Consider the following 18,453-nt stretch of genomic DNA (forward strand, 5'->3'; position numbering starts at 1 on the left):
CTCAAAAACAAAGGATGTCCCATCCACCATGTACGTGGTGTGGGGACATCCTTTTATTATTTATTCATACAGCTTTCAGGTTAGGAGTATACCAATCCTTCTACTCGCCTTGTGGAACGGTCAAGCCCAGACCATCCGCTACACGACGTCCGTATTCAGGATCAGCTTTATAGAAATGACCGATCTGACGCAGTTTGATTTCATCACTTTCTACAGGCTTCATCGCATTTACGATGTTTCGGACCAGGCGTGAGCGCTCCTCTTCACTGAGCAAGCGGTACAGGTCCCCTGGTTGTGTGTAGTGATCGTGATGATCATAGGCTACACTTTGTGCCTCACCAGACACTTCAAAAGGAGCAATTTTGTGAGCTGGTGATTCTTTCGGTCCACCGAGACTATTAGGCTCATAATAGACAGATCCCCCGCCATTACTGTCACTGCGCAATGCACCATCGCGTTGGTAGTTGTGTACTTCCGCATGCGGCCGATTGATGGGCAACGCATTATGGTTTGCGCCTACACGATAGCGATGTGCGTCACCATAGGCAAACAAGCGTCCTTGCAGCATCTTATCCGGGGATGCCTCAATACCAGGAACAAATGAACCGGGTGAGAATGTCGCCTGCTCTACCTCAGCAAAGTAGTTCTCAGGATTGCGATTCAGCACCATGCGTCCTACCTCGATCAGCGGGTAATCCTTTTGAGACCATACTTTGGTCACATCGAATGGATCAAAACGGTACGTATCCGCATCTTCTATAGGCATAATCTGCACATAAAGTTTCCATGCCGGGAAATCGCCCCTTTTAATCGCATTAAACAAATCTTGTATATGATAATCCGGGTTTTCACCGGCAATTTTCGCAGCTAAATCCACATCAAGATTTTGTATACCTTGTTCTGTTTTAAAATGATATTTCACCCATACGGCCTGTCCCTGTGCGTTTACCCACTTGAATGTATGGCTGCCAAAACCATGCATATGTCTAAGTGTAGCGGGAATACCGCGGTCAGACATCAGGATACTTACCTGATGCAGTGATTCAGGAGATAGGGACCAGAAATCCCAGACCGCATTCGGGTTTTTTAAATGCGTTTGGGGATGACGTTTTTGCGTATGAATAAAGTCAGGAAATTTAATAGCATCCCGAATAAAAAAGACAGGTGTATTATTGCCCACGAGATCATAGTTTCCTTCTTCTGTATAAAACTTTACCGCAAATCCACGTGGATCACGTACAGTATCGGACGAGCCTAACTCACCTGCCACAGTAGAAAAACGGATAAACATCGGTGTACGCTTGCCCACTTCGGACAAGAAACTTGCTTTTGTATATGAAGACAAATCATTAGTGACTTCAAAATATCCGTGCGCCCCCGCACCTTTAGCATGAACAACGCGTTCCGGCACACGCTCCCGGTTAAAATGCGCCAGTTTCTCCAGCAGATGCACATCCTGAATTAATGTGGGACCACGTGAGCCTGCTGTAATCGAATTCTGATTATCTCCAACAGGAGCGCCCCAGCTTGTAGTCAGGTTCGTTGGTTGGTTACTCATAATTGAAATCACCTCTTGAATGAATTGGTTGACCATGTGCTTTTCACTATAAATTGTGCACAAATAAAAATCAATACTTTTTTATAATTATTATAATCTAGGATTTAGAATTAGTTTAAATTAAAAAAGAAAAAGCAAGCCCCATAAGGCTTGCCGTAATACGTGCTGTATTTATTTACAATAAAATGACTTGAATTTTTTACGTTCTGTAATAATTACATTGATCACTTTTTAGGTTTTGTTATGGAGACTTTCAGACAATATTCATATGGAATTCATCATAAAATCATATTAGGAGCTGCTTTCTATCGAGAAAGTCTAGAATATCCAGTACCGACTGACTTACCTCCCGACCTTCAGTGGATACGATTAAATCAGGTTCCAGCGGTACTTCATATGGAGCATCAATCCCCGTAAAATGATGAATTTCTCCGGCTCGTGCTTTCTTGTACATTCCTTTTGGATCACGACGTTCACATTCCTCTAGACTGCATTGGATATAAATCTCGTAGCAGCCTTCCTGTTGTAAAATGTCCTTTACCATCTCACGATCCTCACGATAAGGCGAAATGGTAGCGCAAATCGTTAGAACACCCGCATGTGCCATTAGCTTGGACACTTCCGCTATACGACGAATATTTTCTTTGCGGTCAGCGGGTAGGAAACCCAAATTGCGATTCAAACCATGCCGAACATTATCCCCATCCAAAATAAACGTACGTATCCCTCGTGCATATAACGCTTTTTCGAGTGTGGAGGATACCGTTGACTTTCCCGAGCCAGACAGCCCCGTAAACCAAAGCACCGGACTCTTATGTCCGTTCAGAAGCTGTCGAGCTTGCTTATCCACTTCTGATACATGCCAGGTAATGTTGGAAGATGGGTTCATTTCAGCACTCTCCTATTTCATCAGTATTAATGGTTAATATGTCTCTGATATCAGGATAGAGCATTTTTAAAACTGTTTAAAGTACGCTGCTCTGTTTTGTGGTCCAATACTGCAAACACAATCTGTTCAAACAGCAGTCCATATCCTTCAGCTACAAGTACTTGCTTAAACCAGTCGGCAACCTCTTCCGGCTTATTGCGGAATACCCCACAACCATAAGCACCAAGCACAAGATGTTCTACACCATTTTGCATGGCCATTCCCAAAATATAACGGATACGCTCCAACATGACTTCTCCAATCCGATTGACCTGCTCTGGCTCCCGTTCACGCACGACTCCAGCATTCACAGCAGGCGCGGTCAGGAAATCGACTAAATACGGATTTTCCAGCAATGTTCCCTGATCATCCCGAAAAACAGGAACTTGGGGAGAATAAATCATATAATCTGAATAAAAACAGCTCCGCAGCTTCCGATTATGTTGATACATTTCCTCCATTTGTGAAATGCAAGGATACAGCGCGGACGAACGAGCCAAGCTTTCCTCTTGAGCCTGGCTGCCTCCAAGGAATCCGCCCCCGGGGTTTTTGGCTGATGCAAAATTCAAACACGCTACGTGTTCCCGCTTCTCTTCGACCTGAAGTCTATGTGCGGCCTGCAACGTACTTTCTCCCGTAACTTCTATCTTTCCAATGACCGCCTGTTCGACTACATCGGAAGAAGCTCCCCATATACTTTTTATTCTTTGCTCTGCCTCTTGCTTTATGGCTACCAGTTGAGAAGGTCTATATAGCTTCGAGCCTGTGACCGCATTTTCTACCTCTTTTGCTATATTTACTTGTACCTGTTTGGTATTCGTATAATGCCCATTTTCCAAAATGGACAGTGTTTCATGCGCCATATATGATCGAACATCCCGATTACTCCGGGAATTCATTGTGTTTTTCATGGTGACTAATCCTCCTTTTGCAATAAATCCTCACGTAAATTCGTCAATATTTCCCCCAGCCAGTTCGTACCCCGCCATAGCTTCCGGTGCCGTATACGAGCATCATTTTCAGCCAAGCCTACACCCCAAATGGTGTCCGTCGGACTTGCCTCAACCAGAGTAGTTCCCTTCGTTTTAAGCAGGTGCTTGAGCAAATTCTGATTTTGGGTAAACTTGGCATAATTTCCGTCATACACAATTTGCTGGCAATTTGCTTCCCACAAGGATTGGTCAAATCCGCGCACACTGCGACCACGGGCTTTTTGCTCCCTTGGGGTGGGGGCTTGCATAATTTTCAGGGCTGCCTCTTCGTCTCCAAAAAGCTGCGCTTTTTTTAGCATCATATATTGCTCGGCACAGTTAAACTCCAACCCATCCACGACAAATTCACAAGGGTACCATTGCGAAAATGGCGAATGACTGCGATAAAAAAATGTAAACTTTTCCATAAATATTCCTCACTTCTTCTTTCTTTTATGCTATATAAAACGTGACCGTGGCTTAAATCGGTATAACTTGGACGGACGATGCCCGGCCGCCTTCCTGTATTCATTGGTTTCTTCCACGAGATCTGCTATTTTGCGACGAAAAGCTGCGGCCAACAGCTCCTTACCTAAAATAATTTCATACACCTGCTGAAGTTCACTCAGTGTAAACAGAGCTGGCATCAGGTGAAACGCAATATCTGTATATTCAATTTTGCTGCGCAGACGCTCAATACCATACGCAATAATTTTGGCATGATCAAAAGCAATTCCCTGTGACTCCAGCACTTCTCGCTTGATTTCTATGGTTTTCCCCTTAAGAATTTCAGTTACTTTCACTTTGGCTGACAGGAGAATGTCCGCATGCTTCAATGTAATGTCAATGTTTTGCTCCCATGTATAACCTTCCGGTTGATTCGTCCGCGTCTCCTGAACCACACTGTAATCCAGTTCAAACCATTGAGCATCTGCGGCATCATCCCCTGCCTGTACCTCCAAGGATTCATGATCAACTAACGCCATATAAGCGCAGCTGATCACCCGCATACGCGGATCACGTGCCACATCTCCCCAAGTATACAGCTGCTCCATATAAATCTGATCTACATTGGTTTCGGTTTTAAGCTCGCGTCGTGCAGCTTCTTCGAGGCTTTCATTCATGTCTACAAAACCGCCAGGCAACGCCCATTGTCCTATAAAAGGGTGCTCTCCTCTTTGGATCAATAGAAGCTGAAGTGTCTTCTCCGGTAGCTTACGGTAATTTTGCTGGAGCTGATCCATTACAGTAAATAGCAGCATATCTACCGTTACGGATGGGCGTTCATATTGATTCGCATCATAAAGGGCCAGAAATTGCTCTTCCGTCAAGCCACTGTGATTGTGTTTCAATTTATCTTTCATTTGTGTCACCCACCTGCTCATATTTGGGGCATCCTCGCTTTTGCTTCACAAGCAAGCAACGAATGCTTTATGTAATTTTTAATTTGAATAAATTGATAAAAACAAAATGTTAATATCAATACAATAATATATAAATAATGCTTCGTCAATAGGGTGTATAGACCTATTTTTGATCATGTGATAGTACTATTAGACTGTTTACTGAATTTTTCTTGTTGCTTATTGTCATATCATGTATGATGTTTTGGTCAATATAGGAAACACAACATACTAAACACGTAGGGAGAAGATTCAATTGTCTAACCAGTTTAATCCGCAACACAATCAACAAGGAGCACCATCCAGACCAGCCCCTGTTTACCCGCCACCTGTTTCATTCAAGGAGTGGATGATCAGTTTACTCCTGATGGCTATACCGGTAGTTGGGCTTGTTATGCTGTTTGTGTGGGCTTTTAGCGGCTCGACGAATCCGAGCAAAGCGAACTACGCTAAGGCAGGTCTTCTTTGGGCTGCTATTGTAATTGTGATCTATATCATTATGGCTGTTGCTCTATTGCCTGCTATTATAAGCTCATTGAACTCCAGCAGCTACTATTGATTTCAAGTACATAGCAAAATAACCTTCCGATGAATCAAACTGAACCATCAGAAGGCTTTAAACTAAACTGCCGATCCTGTCGGCAGTTTTTTTATTTGATCTCTTTCACTTTACTTGTACCAAAGATCATCGGTTTCGAGCTCCTGTAGGCTGCTCAAAAACGATTTTGAGTTATCAACATAAAGTTCGGTGTCGATATAGTACAGCTTTTTATCTTGTAAGCATTGATCAATATACTCTGCATTCAAAATACTTTTATCTTCTACATTGGCGGCAAATGCTTGCAGTTTGGGAAGTGCAGTTTTCTGATATTCAAGCCACGAATGATGGAATCCAGCCGGCTCCTTCAGACAATAAATGTCATGATACAACGCTTCAGCAATCCCCTTTTTCCTGAGATAATCGGGTGAGAAAGGCATACTTTTGAAGTAGCGTCCGGTCATAGCAAACACGCGATAGCTCCAATGAGGAGCACCATGATTAGATTGGCAAAAAAGATTCAGGAAAAATACAGAATAGTGCATTTTTATCGTCATAATATGATGTTTCTTCACTTCCGCAACAATACGATCCGCCATCCGGCTGTCAATGATCTCATCGAAATCAGCCAAGATGATCACATCATCATCCTCAACCTTTTCCTGCAAAATAAAGGTGCTCCTGTTTCTTTGGCAAGCTTCATTGTGAAACGCACTGTTATGACTGAGCAGACTCCAGTACCAGTGGTCAAAGTGATCTGCGCCGCAGCGATCCACATCAAAATACAATGAATGCTCTTCAGGTGCGCGAAACAGTTCATCCGCATGAAATGGATGGTGAAAGACCTTTGGACCTATATAACCTGGATTAAAGTTGCAGGGCTTATCCAAATAGCTGAATGTCTTGTTGGCTTCGATTACGTGCAGTTCGTCGATCCAGCTGGCATTTTCTTTTATTTTAATCTCTGCAATGCGATTTTCATTGAAAAAAGGGCAAAATTCATATATTTTCATAATCTGTGGCTCCCTCCATTATCATGCTATATGGTCGAACACCAATGCTTCGATACAGATATTCGGATATAAAGCGTATTAGCTCTGCGATCGTCTGATCCTTATAATGCAGTGAACTATAATAGCAGGTTAAACTTAATCTATCTCGTCTAAGGTCTGCCGTCATATTTAACTTGTAAGCAGAGGGGTTGTCCGCCGCATTCGTGCTTCCGTAAGAAATCGATAAAGGCTCATACAAATCATCAGCTATTCCGTTCATTTCCTCTGATTGGTAATGGAAAAGCATGTGCGTTCCGTCTCTCAGTGGTTTCGTATTTGGATAAACATCCTGTATCATATAACGTAAAATAAAGTAATCCATGGCTTCAGATGGAACATGCTGCAACATGTGTATGACATGTCTCAGTGCCATTTCCCAATTGTCCGACTGATCTCCTGCCGGGATCTGAATACGAAGGGGATATGCTCCAGCAAAAAAACCAATAGTACGATCAATCACAATACCCGGCAAAAAGGACTCACGTTGATAAGACATGACATGCAGCAGCAAATCCGATTGGTTTTTCAATTGAAAACAAGCCTGTGATAATGCCGTTAGTAGGATGCTCAGTGGTGTAGTTTGATGCTTTACAGCCAATGCCTTTAATAGCTGAAGATGCTCTTCTCCTTCAAGTAAATCAAGCGTTATAGTTTTCATGTGGCGATGGAGAGGCTGTGCCTCAGATTCCGTGTCAACCTGCAAAGATTGTCCGCCTTCTACAATCCTGTTCCAAAAAGTGAATGCTTTAGAAAAAGTGTCTTTCGCCGCATATTGCGTCAACGCCATGCACCAATCCCGATAATTGCTTCCCTCCTCCACATGTAGCGCCAGATTACTCCCTTGTCCCGGCAAGAGAAGATGTCTCAAATCCTCTAAAAAAATGTTTATAGAGATTCCGTCAAAAATTAAATGATGGAACAGAAGCAATATCACCTGTTGGCTCTCGTCGTAAAAGTGCTCAAACCATACAACCTTCCATAAAGGTCCTTCCTTGATATCGAATTCATGCTGTACTTTCGAGCAGTAGTCCGAAATATAGGCGTCATGTGATCCCGAAACCATGCGCAAATCCACGTAAGAAACCACCTGTTGTACACTTATTTTCTGCTCAAATTGATACCATTCATCATCCTCCAGTTGAGCAAATGACAGCCGTAACGCCGCATGTTTGCTCAATAGTTGTTCAATCGACGGGTTCAGCAATTCTGTAGGAATGTAATTTTTGAGCCGAGCCAGGTAAGGTACATTATACATGTTGCGATTCACAAGATCTCTTTGGAAAAAACGTTTTTGTACAGCAGACAGTGGAAATCCGTCATACGGGTATGTTTTTCTTATAGACTGAATATACGGGTTATCCATGTTTGGAAAGAGGGCAGCTGCTGTATCCGTTATTGCATTGCTCAACGAAAGTGCCAAACGTTCGATCGTCTGTTCGCGAAATATCTGGTTAACCGTAACCGGATATCCGCTTTTTTGCAGCAGGCTGGCTATGCGCAATGCATGGAGTGAATGTCCTCCCAACGTGTGAAAGTCTTCATTCTTGCCAATGTAATCTAGCTTCAGGACCATGCTCCAAACTTCTTCTATGGTTTGCTCCAATTCAGTCCACGGTCCAGCATTTGCTTCTTTATCGCTATGGATTTCAGGCAAAGGAAGCTTTTTGCGATCAATTTTCCCGTTAATCGTTAATGGGAACGATTTTAGCCAAATGTAACGAAACGGCAGCATATATGATGGCAGAACGTCAGCCATAAAAGCATGAAACTGTTCCTCTCGTTCTTCCTCTTCCGCTGTATAGTAAGCGAACATTCGGAGATCGCCATGAACCTCCTGCATAAGGACCAGGCATTCTTTTATCGCAGGATAGCTACTAAGACGGAACTCGACTTCTCCGAGTTCGATTCGATATCCGCGGAGTTTTACCTGATCATCAACCCGTCCGATATACTCGATATTCCCGTCTGGCAACCATCTCACTCGATCTCCCGTACGATATAAAACTAAATTTGTGCCTCTTTCGCAATCTTTAGCAGAGCGGTGTGGATTTGGAGTAAACGCATGCTCTGTCAATTGGTTTTGCTGCCAATACCCCCTCGCCACCCCGTCTCCTCCCACGTATAATTCCCCGACTGCTCCGACAGGCTGAACACGGCTCCGTTTGTCCAAAATATAACAAGTTGAATTACTTATGGGCTTACCGATAGGAATATTCTGCTCAAATGGCTTTTCAATCCGGTAACTCGTCGAAAAAGTGGTGTTCTCCGTAGGACCGTATGCATTGAGAATCAAAAGTTCCGGATAGGCGAGCCGGATACGATTGATATGTTTAACCGACAAAATTTCCCCACCTACGACCAACCATTGGAGTCCAGCAAACAGCTTTTCATTTTCTTCAATCCAGTGATTACACAGAGCAGAACTTAACCATAGGGTATTAATTCTCCACTCCTTTATCCGCTGCTCCAGCACATGGATATTTAAAAGATCGTCTTTGGAAATTACAAACAGCTGACCACCATTTAACAACGTCCCCCAAATTTCAAACGTAGAAGCGTCAAAAACAGGCGAACCTGTATAGAGTAATCTGATGTCAGAAGAAAATGGGAAATAACAAGTGTTTTTGACCAAGCGAATGACATTGCGATGTTCCACCATAACGCCTTTCGGTTTTCCCGTCGATCCAGAAGTATACATGAGATAAGCAAGATCATTGGGAGTAACCCTATTTTCCTTCTTTTCTCGTTGTACAACTCCATTTTGGTCAAAATGTTCTGTATCAATCAATGTTAAACGGATTCCCTTACAAGCTTCCGCGATACGTTTTGTTCCTTCCTTTGAAGTGAGGATAGTGTCCAGTCCAGCATCCTTGATTAATTCTCGGGTTCTTTCTGCCGGAAAATCAGGATCAATAGGAACATAGGCATATCCCGCTTTCATGATCGCCAGGATGGAAACAATGAATTCAAGAGAACGCGGCAAGTAAACTCCAATAAACTTTTCATGACTACTGGCATTAGCATCATCCGCTAACCTGTTGGCAATGTGCTGAGACATGAGGTTTAGGCTGTGGTAGGACATAACCTGATTGTGCGCGATTACTGCTGGCTGTGAAGACCGCAGCTTTGCTTGCTCCTGAAATAAGTCAACAATCGAACGATCTCTGGGATATGCTGTATACGTATTATTCCAGTCATAGACGATCCGATCATATTCATCCTTATTCATGAAGCAAACGTCTCCGACGGTGTGTTTCGGATATTCCAGCACATATTGCACCGTATTTTGCAGTTGTTCTGCCAATCGGCTAACCGTTTCTTGCTTCAGTCGATCTGCATCATATATAAACTTGATGATGATCTGTTCCCCGTCATGAGCCACGGTGATCGTTATTGGATAATTCGTTTTCTCTCGTTCCTCCATAGCTGACATCTTCAATTCATTTTCAGGCTGCCGATAGTCGTTCAAATAATTTTCGAATGCCACGATGCTATAAAACATGGCATGTCCTTTAATACCAGACCAGCTCTTCAATTCGTTCAGACTCACATAACTGTGGTCGTTTAGTTTCTGAATGGTTTGGTGCAGCTGTTGTACATACTCCGTGATGGTTTGCTCCACATTCCAGTGCATGACTAAAGGCAGCGTATTAATCAGCATACCTGTGATCCGATCCGCTTGTGCAAGATCCGATCCTCTCCCGGATACCACCATGCCAAAAATGGTTGTATCGGCATCATGATAGACTTGTAGCATTTTGCCCCATGCGAACTGTACCAGTGTATTTAGCGAAACTTGTACTTGCTGTACAAAATCAGCGATCTGCTTGGTTCGTCTTGAATCGATAATAAGCGTTTCGATCTGCTGGTTCTCTATCGGTTGATGTACATCGGGAAGTGTACCTTTCTCTATCGGTGGTCGTGTCGGCTCCGTTACGTCGGCCAAATACGCCCTCCAGAATGCCTCGGCCTCCGTGCGATCCTTAGAGTTTAACCAATGAATATAAGATTCAAAAGAACGGGTCAAGCTGCGCTGAGGCATCCGATTTTGCAGGCTGCAAGCATAGAGCTCATGTACCCGATTCAGCAGTAGCGGCAGGCTCCAACCGTCCAGCAAAATATGGTGGTAACTCCAAATCATCGTCCATTCGTTCGAAGCAATCTGAATTAGGGTTAGGCGGAACGCAGGCTGAGTTAGATCAAAACGGCGATTACGATCCATTGTCATCCAGCGTTCGATATGCTCTTGTTGCCGCTCTGGTTGCTCTGCTTCAAAATCCAAAAACGTCCATTCCAATTCTGCATTTCGGACAATACATTGTAAGGGCTTGTCCAACGTCTCCCAAATGTAGCAAGTCCGCAAGCTATCATTTTCGGCAATGACGCTGTTCCAGGCTTCCCGGTAACGATCTACCTCTAGCCTGCCATGATATTTCCAACGAACCTGCACGAAATATTGATCGGAGGCGGGATGGTCCAAGTAATGGAACAGTAGTCCTTCCTGTAAGGGACTTAGATACAGCATTTTATCAAGACCATGTTGCAAGTGATATGTCTTTACGATCTGATCGAGCGAATGCTGTTCCAGGGACACGGATGGAAAATCACTAGGCGTGAATTCTTCGTGTTCAGCCTGGCTGCAATGCTCGATAATAGCAAGCAGACGTGTTATAAAAGCTTCTAGCAATTGAGTTATAGTTACTTCTTCATAGTGACATTTGCTATATTTCATAAACAGATGCAGCTTGCCATGAACTATGGAACAATTGAGTTCCAATAGGCTTGTTCCATGATTAAGCGGTGAGCTATAATCCTGTGCTGCGTCACGTGTAAACTCTAGCCACTCGTTTGACTCGTTCATATTACCCTGATCAAATTGGCCCAAGTAATTAAAAAGAGCCTGAGGTTCAGAAGCTGCTAACTCGGAACGGACTTCTTCGTGCGGGTGGCAGTATCTCAAAGCACCATATGACATACCACGGTGAGGAATATAGCGCAATTGCTCTTTGACAGATTTAATCGTCGCTCCCAAAGAGCCGCTATCCAGAATCCGAATGCATACCGGAAACATAGAGGTAAACCAACCGATAGTTCTTGTAAGGTCTATATCCGATACAAAATGCTCACGTCCATGACCTTCTAAGCGAAATGCAATCGTTGTCTGTCCAGACCAATTGGAGAGTGCCAAGGACCAAGCTGTAAGCAGCAAATCGTTGATCTCAGTATGGTAAGCCTGGGAGCAATGGTGCAAAAGCAGCTCCGTATCGTCGAAAGTAAGCATCGTAACCAATTCCGACGATGCACTGCTCTTTTTATGAGCCGGGTAATGGTCTACTGGCAGCACAAATGCTGCAGCTTGGTGCTGTACTATTTTCCAATACTCAATATGACTTAACGTATCCTTATGTTCAGAATAACTCATCAATACAGAGTGCCACTTTTTGTATGGATTCAAAACGGGCGGCAGTGCAGTCCCCTGATACAATTGACACAATTCCTGAACCAATATTCTCCAGGAAACTCCATCAATGACCAGATGATGTATAGTCATAAATAAACGAGCTTTACCATCAGGATGACCTTGGATTACTCCTGCATATATCATAGCGCCGGTCTCATAATTCAATTGTCTGTTCCACGCATCACATATGCTTAAAATTTCGGATTCAGGATAATCAATTTGTTGAAGGATATAACTAGCCAGTTGGATGGAAGTATCCGTTCGGTAGCGCTGCCAATACACATGTTCCCTGACCACGATCTCCGTCGAAAGCTCTGGATGTAATCGAATCAATTGATTAATGGCAGTTTCCAATCTCACAGGATCAAAATCACGGAGCACAAACAGCTGGGATTGATTGAAATAATGCGGCTCTACAAACTGTTGCTCGAAAAACCACTGCTGAATCGGTGTCAAGCCAAATTCGCCTGTCAAATCAACCATAAGCTCTTCCGTTTGATTACTGTTTGTCCAAGTAACAACAGTAGCTAATTTCTTAATAGTTGGATGCTCTGCCACTAGTCTTGGAGTAAGTATCATACCGTGATCTCTGGCCATAGATACGACCTGAATGGCAAGAATTGAATCTCCCCCAACAGCGTAAAAATGGTCGTTAACTCCGATATCTCCCCTTTTTAAAATCTGTCGCCAAATCCTAAGCAAACGCTTTTCAAGATCATCCTCGTCTGCTTCCACAACTTCATCAGCTTGAAGAAATAAGGTACTCTTCGGGTCGGGGAGAGCCCCGCGGTCGATTTTCCCGTTAGTATTTACTGGAAACGAATCCAAATGGAAGAAATATGAAGGAACCATATAAGCTGGTAATACAGCACCTAAGTGCTGCGTCAATTCCGCCTTTTCTAGTTCTTCTAGAGCAGTATAATAAGCTACCAGTTTATGGTATGACCCGTCCTTCCAGGTTTGAACGACACATTGACCGATGTCAGGATGTTGGCGTAGCTGATATTCTATTTCACCCAGTTCGATACGATACCCTCTGATTTTAATCTGTTCATCACTACGCCCTATAAATACCAGTTCTCCATCCGGCGTCCATTTCACAATGTCCCCGGTTTTATATAACCGCTCACTGTGTGACGGATATTCACTGCTGACTGCAATCTCTTTGTGAGCGAATCGTTCTCGAGTCAGTTCCTCACGATTCAAATATCCTCTGGCAAGCCCAATGCCCCCTACCCATAGTTCGCCGGGAACGCCGACAGGCACAGGATTGCCGAATGAGTTCAAGACGAATAAACGTTTGTTATAAACGGGTTTGCCAATCGTAATTTCTTTTCCTGGCTGGCAGACAGAAGTAGCACAAATAATCGTTACTTCGGTCGGCCCGTAAGCGTTCACAAATCGTCTTCCTCTTCCCCAATAGTCGACAATATCAGGTGTACAGGGTTCTCCAGCAGATACAAGTGTACACAATTTGGGCAATTCTCTATGTTTCATTGTTCGGAGCACCGATGGCGTCAGCATGGCAATGTGGATCTTCTTCTCTGCCAGAATATCTGAAATGTCTGCATAAGGTGGTAGTTCATCGTCTGAAAGGACAACCAAAGTCCCGCCTACTGATAACGTGCCGATCCATTCGTAGACCGAAGCGTCGAAGCTCATGGAGGCGAATTGCATGACTCTTGAGTCGGTCGTAATACCAAACTTTTCAACAAGATAAGGGATCAACGTAACCAAGCCAGCATGTTCAATGAGAGTTCCCTTCGGTTTTCCGGTAGACCCAGATGTGTAGATGACATAAGCCAGATCATTCTGTTTCAGCCCGATCTGCAAATTTTCGTAAGGATAGCAGTCCTGTTGCTCCGAGCATTCATCCACACAAATCAGCGTATGTGGTTTCATACCCAGTTGAGAAATATATGGATTTATCCTACTTACTAATTGACTGTGCGTTATAATCATTTGGGCCTGTGCATCTTCTAAAATAAATCGCAACCGCTCTCCAGGATATTGGGGATCGACCGGAAGGTAAGCAGCTCCTGCTTTCATAACTCCGAGCATTGACGGGATCACATCTGCGCTCCTGTCCATAATGATAGCAATCAGCGTGCCAGCCGGCAGAGAGCCATGTCCTTGCAGCAAATGCGACTCTATAATCATGTGGCTGATTTGATTTGCCCGGTGATTTAACTCATAATAAGTCAGCTTCTGCTCACCAAACTCCAAAGCGATCGCATTGGGTGTTCGATCAGCTTGCTCCTCGATCAATTGAACCACCGTTTTATCCAAAGGATAGGCTTGTTCTGTATCATTCCATTGTTGCATCTGTTCGAGTTCTTCCGTGGTCAGCATGGGGTGAAATAGTATCTTTTTCTGCGGAAAAAGGAGTGCATTTTCCAGCAATGTTTGAAAATGGCCTGCGAAGCTAGCGATTTGTCTTTCTCCAAAACGATTGCCATCATACTGTATTGCGCACTCCAATATATCCGCATCATAATGGTAGCAGAGTGCGATTTCTAGCTGATCTATACTTCGTAAGAGAGCCTGTGCTTTCACATTTGAACTTGGAGATAGGAAATGATCACACATTTCTGTGATACCCACATTGAAGAAATCCTTCTCTCCCCCTGATCGAGGACCGACTTTAGTCTGCTGCGAAGAATCCTTTCTCCAATCGCCGCAGGTATGTCGTTTGTTCCAATCCATTTGTGTCCTTTGTATCAAAGAGAAAAGATCATCTTCCCTCTGTATATGAATGAGTAGCGGATAATCCAGACGATCTCCTTTTTCTTCTTTGTCGGATATCATAGAATATACAACAGGCAAAGCATATTGATTGGCGTAATGGGATAGCAGTACGGACCATATGGATGTTATAAAGGAAGGCATACCTATCTGATGATCCTGTACAAATTCTAAAATCGCTTGGACCTGTCTTGTCTCCAAACGTATGCCGTAAAGCACTTGATTGTGGCCTGCAGGCTGTGAGATATTTCTACTGGAGTGAGAAAATAAAGGCAAATAACGTCGTGGTCTATCAGACCCACTCTGACTAGGTATAGTGGATGACTCTATCACTTATTGTACCTCCCCTATCCGGGATGCTATACCAGCAGCTTGATAAAAAGCAGCCCTGACTTCCTCTACTTCTATCTCGTAACTGCATCGTATAGAAAAGATAAGACCATCCGTGTAGGAAGAAGCAATGCAATTGAACAGTGAATGGATCGGCAGTGGATTCGGTTGCTTTATAACGGTATCATCATAATAATTGCTGTATTTTGAGCCTGCCTTTGTGCTGTTTCCTAAATAGTTAAACATGAATAAATCTAGTTGCTCATACTGCTTCCCCAACTGTGCAAGTGTTCTGGTCCGCTTCCACTTGTCTTTGTAATCAGGGCTTGTAAGAAGATGCATAAAATTGATCGTATGGTCTTTTAATAAATCCAGTCTGCTTCTGACAGACTGCATCATTTCATCTGGATTTTGCTTCAGATCCAACAGCATAGGCACAAAATCAATAAATTCACCGGTCGTGTTATAATAAGCTTCCTCGTCGTATCTTCTTCCATCATATAAAAATAACAATGGCAGCTTATCCATACCTAAATATGTTTGCAGGCCCCTTGTATAGACATAAAGCGCCAGCTCTAAAGAAGGATTTGCAGCGGGAATGCATACGTTAAACAGGTAGGCTTCTGTGCTCGTTCGAAGCTTCGGGGCTTGGAAGATGTATTGCTTGCTTTTTTGGAACGCTTCCAAATTAAAAGATGATATTAATTCTGGTTCCGTGATTCCTTTTGGTCCACTTTGGATTTGTCTAACATACTCCACATAGGGCTTCACTTCATCCGTAGGAAGGGAGCGATTTTGAAGTAGACTCCTGTAGCTAGCAATCAGCTGTCGCTCAGCTACTTCCGAGGTCACCCGGTCGCATATCGCATGATGATAAATAGTAATGACATAATGTTCACGCAGGTTCCGTTTCAGCACAAACATGTGGAATAACATTTGCTCTCCGGCGAATCGGGTATTTGTAACATAATCATTTATCATTTCCATGAGGGGGCCACATGGATTGTAAGCTGACACATCAATAATGTTAAGTCTTGGCACATTATCACTAGGCAGTACGTATTCCCTCCAATAAGTCCATCCATCTCTTTGGGTCGGAACACTCCTCAGTAATCCTTGACTTTGGACAAAATGATTGTAGGCCTGATTCAAAAAATTATAATGTACACACTCATCCAGCCTAAATACACCTAAACTTGGTGGTGTTTGAAACGAAATTTGCATTTGTTGAATTCCACTTAGTGGATATTCTTGTGCCACTTCTCCTCTTTTAAGAAACTGATCTTTTTTCAAATAATCATCTTCCAATTGCTTGCGTAAACTTTCCACTGGATCCGAATTCATGCTCTTTAAGCCTAGACGCTGGAAAAATTCCTCTTCATCCATCGTCCAGTATTGATCAGCCATTTCAGCTCTTAGATGCAGTGGTACAATATAGTGTGGCAGTAGCTCTGGAGCTACTTTTCCGTCCATAATCCGCAAGATATGGTTAACGTCAGCCACCATGTCGGAGTAAAGCACCTGAATATCTCTAACTTCGTGAATAAAATCCCTTACTTGGTATTTCACCCACTCAAAAACACCATCCGTTTCTTGGTGAAGCCAAGACATCAGCTGATGTCTTGTTTTAATGATGCCCTGCTGCTGTTGGGACCCGATAACACTATTCTGTGTTGAACGAAGGTAATCAGCGAGGGCCCGAATCGTTTTATAGTGATAAATGTCTGCTAAAGTGACGTGATATCCTGCCCACTCCATCCTTGACATTAATGTAAGCGCATGAATAGAATGTCCACCGAGGTCGACAAAGCTATCTAAAACACTGATCTGCTGCAGTCCCAATACATCCTGCCATATATCCATCAGCTTCGTCTCCAGTCCCGGCTCAGGAGGGACATATTCTGCTCCAGCATGCATATTTCCTTGAAGGGCCAATAGTGCCTTGCGATCCAGCTTACCATTCAGTGTCAGTGGCATCTGCTCTAATTGAGTAAAAAAAGAGGGAATCATGTAATTCGGCAGTTTTATAGAGAGAGCAAATTTAATTTCATCTGTTGTCAGTTTTGTGGTCGCTGTAAAGTACGCTTCCAGTTGCTTCTGTCCGTCCTCATTTTCGCGGGCAATAACAGCCGCTTCTTGTATATCATTTATTTTTAATAGATGCGACTCTATTTCTCCTGGCTCAATTCGGTACCCCCGTATTTTCACTTGACCGTCGATCCGGCTAATATATTCGATGTTTCCGTCCGCTTGCTCTTGTACCCAATCTCCGGTACGATACAACCTGCCTCCAGGTACCCGTGAAGACTGAATAAACCGCTCTGCTGTCAGCTCTGGACGATTCAAATAACCTTTAACTAATCCATCGCCAGTGATGTACAATTCGCCTGCAACTCCCTGCGGCAGAGGACACAGCTTCGAATCCAGGACATAAATCTTCGTGTTGCTAATTGGTTTGCCGATCGGCACAGTATTCGCATTTTCGTCCAAATGATCAACCGGGTAATACGTAGCAAATACCGTGCTCTCCGTCGGCCCATAGACATGAATTAAACGGCCGGGACCCAGAACAGCGAACGCTTTACGCACATGGCTGACCGACACCTTCTCACCACCGAATAGCAAGGTTTCAATGGTTGCAAAGCAGCCGGGATCAATATCCACCAATGCATTAAAAAGAGCCGTCGTGACAAAGCATTTTGTAATCTGTTGTGTACGTAGTATATTTGATAGCTCCCGTGCATTCATAGATTGATCCTGTGTACTCAAAACAAGAGTGCCCCCATTAAGCAAAGCCCCATAAATACCAAATGTAGCACCATCAAACGAAAAACTGGACACTTGCAATATCCGATCTTTTGTCGAGAAATGGATGTAATTTGGCTTTTTAACAACACGTGTAATGTTGTAGTGCATCGTTAAGGTTCCCTTAGGTTCGCCCGTAGAACCGGACGTATACATAATGCATGCTAGCGTATCGGAACCTTGAATAGATGTGAGATTCCCTGTTTCTTTTCCATAATTCCGCTTGTCCATCAAATCCAGTACAAGACTATCGAGCTCCAATGGGTTGTGGATTGGAAGCCGGGTCAGCAGGAGGGTTGCGCCGGAATCCGTCAGCATATAGCGTATACGTTCCTTGGGATATTGCGGATCAATCGGCACATAGGCTCCCCCGGCTTTTAAAATTCCGAAAATCCCGATAATCATCTCCAACGAGCAGTCAACCATGATCCCGACGGGCTCGTCTTTATCTACACCTTTGGCTCGCAAAACATGCGCAAGCTGATTGGCCTGTTTGTTCAGATCGGCATACGTCAAGTGCTTGTCCCCAAATACAACCGCTACGTGGTCTGGTGTACGCTCAACCTGCTCCTCAAACAATTGATGAATCGTTTTCTCCCGCGGGTAATCCGCTAACATACCGTGTAACATGTTTAAGATCATCTCCTTCTCCTGTCAGCCAT

General features: G+C 43.7%; 9 protein-coding genes. 1 reads left to right on the top strand and 8 read right to left on the bottom strand.

All coding sequences use genetic code 11. The features are described 5' to 3' along the window. Positions 1–100: 100 nt before the first annotated feature. The 5 genes from katA to PPM_RS13045 form a co-directional block, all read right to left on the bottom strand. The gene (gene katA / locus PPM_RS13025; RefSeq protein WP_013371354.1) at positions 101–1,558 is read right to left on the bottom strand and encodes a catalase KatA; all 1,458 of its coding nucleotides are present in this window, start codon (positions 1,556–1,558) and stop codon (positions 101–103) included. A 286-nt stretch (positions 1,559–1,844) separates the two neighbouring features. Next, on the bottom strand, positions 1,845–2,447 hold the full coding sequence (gene cysC / locus PPM_RS13030; protein WP_013371355.1) for an adenylyl-sulfate kinase: 603 nt from the start codon (positions 2,445–2,447) through the stop codon (positions 1,845–1,847). Between the two features lie 50 nt (positions 2,448–2,497). Beyond that, entirely contained in the window at positions 2,498–3,397 is a 900-nt protein-coding gene (locus PPM_RS13035; protein ID WP_013371356.1) for a TIGR02452 family protein, read from the bottom strand. Between the two features lie 5 nt (positions 3,398–3,402). Continuing rightward, entirely contained in the window at positions 3,403–3,885 is a 483-nt protein-coding gene (locus PPM_RS13040) for an NADAR family protein (RefSeq protein WP_013371357.1), read from the bottom strand. A 30-nt stretch (positions 3,886–3,915) separates the two neighbouring features. Continuing rightward, positions 3,916–4,821: an NUDIX hydrolase gene (locus PPM_RS13045; protein ID WP_013371358.1), complete on the bottom strand. Its 906-nt coding sequence runs from the start codon at positions 4,819–4,821 to the stop codon at positions 3,916–3,918. Positions 4,822–5,116: 295 nt separating this feature from the next. Between PPM_RS13045 and PPM_RS13050 the strand changes: the two genes are divergently transcribed. Next, the gene (locus PPM_RS13050; RefSeq protein ID WP_043885972.1) at positions 5,117–5,419 is read left to right on the top strand and encodes a hypothetical protein; all 303 of its coding nucleotides are present in this window, start codon (positions 5,117–5,119) and stop codon (positions 5,417–5,419) included. 110 nt (positions 5,420–5,529) lie between these two features. Here PPM_RS13050 and PPM_RS13055 read toward each other — a convergent pair whose 3' ends face one another. Genes PPM_RS13055 through PPM_RS13065 form a run of 3 tightly spaced genes read right to left on the bottom strand, consistent with a single transcriptional unit; the run spans position 5,530 to position 18,433 of the window. Continuing rightward, positions 5,530–6,411: a hypothetical protein gene (locus tag PPM_RS13055; protein ID WP_013371360.1), complete on the bottom strand. Its 882-nt coding sequence runs from the start codon at positions 6,409–6,411 to the stop codon at positions 5,530–5,532. Then, positions 6,398–14,989 carry a non-ribosomal peptide synthetase gene (locus PPM_RS13060; protein ID WP_014599799.1) on the bottom strand — a complete coding sequence of 2,864 codons (8,592 nt, stop codon included), beginning with the start codon at positions 14,987–14,989 and terminating at the stop codon, positions 6,398–6,400. Before PPM_RS13060 ends, PPM_RS13055 begins: the two co-directional genes overlap by 14 nt. Next, positions 14,990–18,433 carry a non-ribosomal peptide synthetase gene (locus tag PPM_RS13065; RefSeq protein WP_014599800.1) on the bottom strand — a complete coding sequence of 1,148 codons (3,444 nt, stop codon included), beginning with the start codon at positions 18,431–18,433 and terminating at the stop codon, positions 14,990–14,992. Between the last annotated feature and the right edge of the window lie 20 nt (positions 18,434–18,453).

The organism is Paenibacillus polymyxa M1 (assembly GCF_000237325.1).
Lineage (GTDB): Bacteria > Bacillota > Bacilli > Paenibacillales > Paenibacillaceae > Paenibacillus > Paenibacillus polymyxa_C.

Excerpts from the sequence above, each read along its gene's own strand:
- PPM_RS13045 (WP_013371358.1), bottom strand. The coding sequence starts at position 4,821 with ATGAAAGATAAATTGAAACACAATCACAGTGGCTTGACGGAAGAGCAA.
- katA (WP_013371354.1), bottom strand. The coding sequence starts at position 1,558 with ATGAGTAACCAACCAACGAACCTGACTACAAGCTGGGGCGCTCCTGTT.
- PPM_RS13040 (WP_013371357.1), bottom strand. The coding sequence starts at position 3,885 with ATGGAAAAGTTTACATTTTTTTATCGCAGTCATTCGCCATTTTCGCAA.
- PPM_RS13055 (WP_013371360.1), bottom strand. The coding sequence starts at position 6,411 with ATGAAAATATATGAATTTTGCCCTTTTTTCAATGAAAATCGCATTGCA.
- PPM_RS13035 (WP_013371356.1), bottom strand. The coding sequence starts at position 3,397 with ATGAAAAACACAATGAATTCCCGGAGTAATCGGGATGTTCGATCATAT.
- PPM_RS13065 (WP_014599800.1), bottom strand. The coding sequence starts at position 18,433 with ATGATCTTAAACATGTTACACGGTATGTTAGCGGATTACCCGCGGGAG.
- cysC (WP_013371355.1), bottom strand. The coding sequence starts at position 2,447 with ATGAACCCATCTTCCAACATTACCTGGCATGTATCAGAAGTGGATAAG.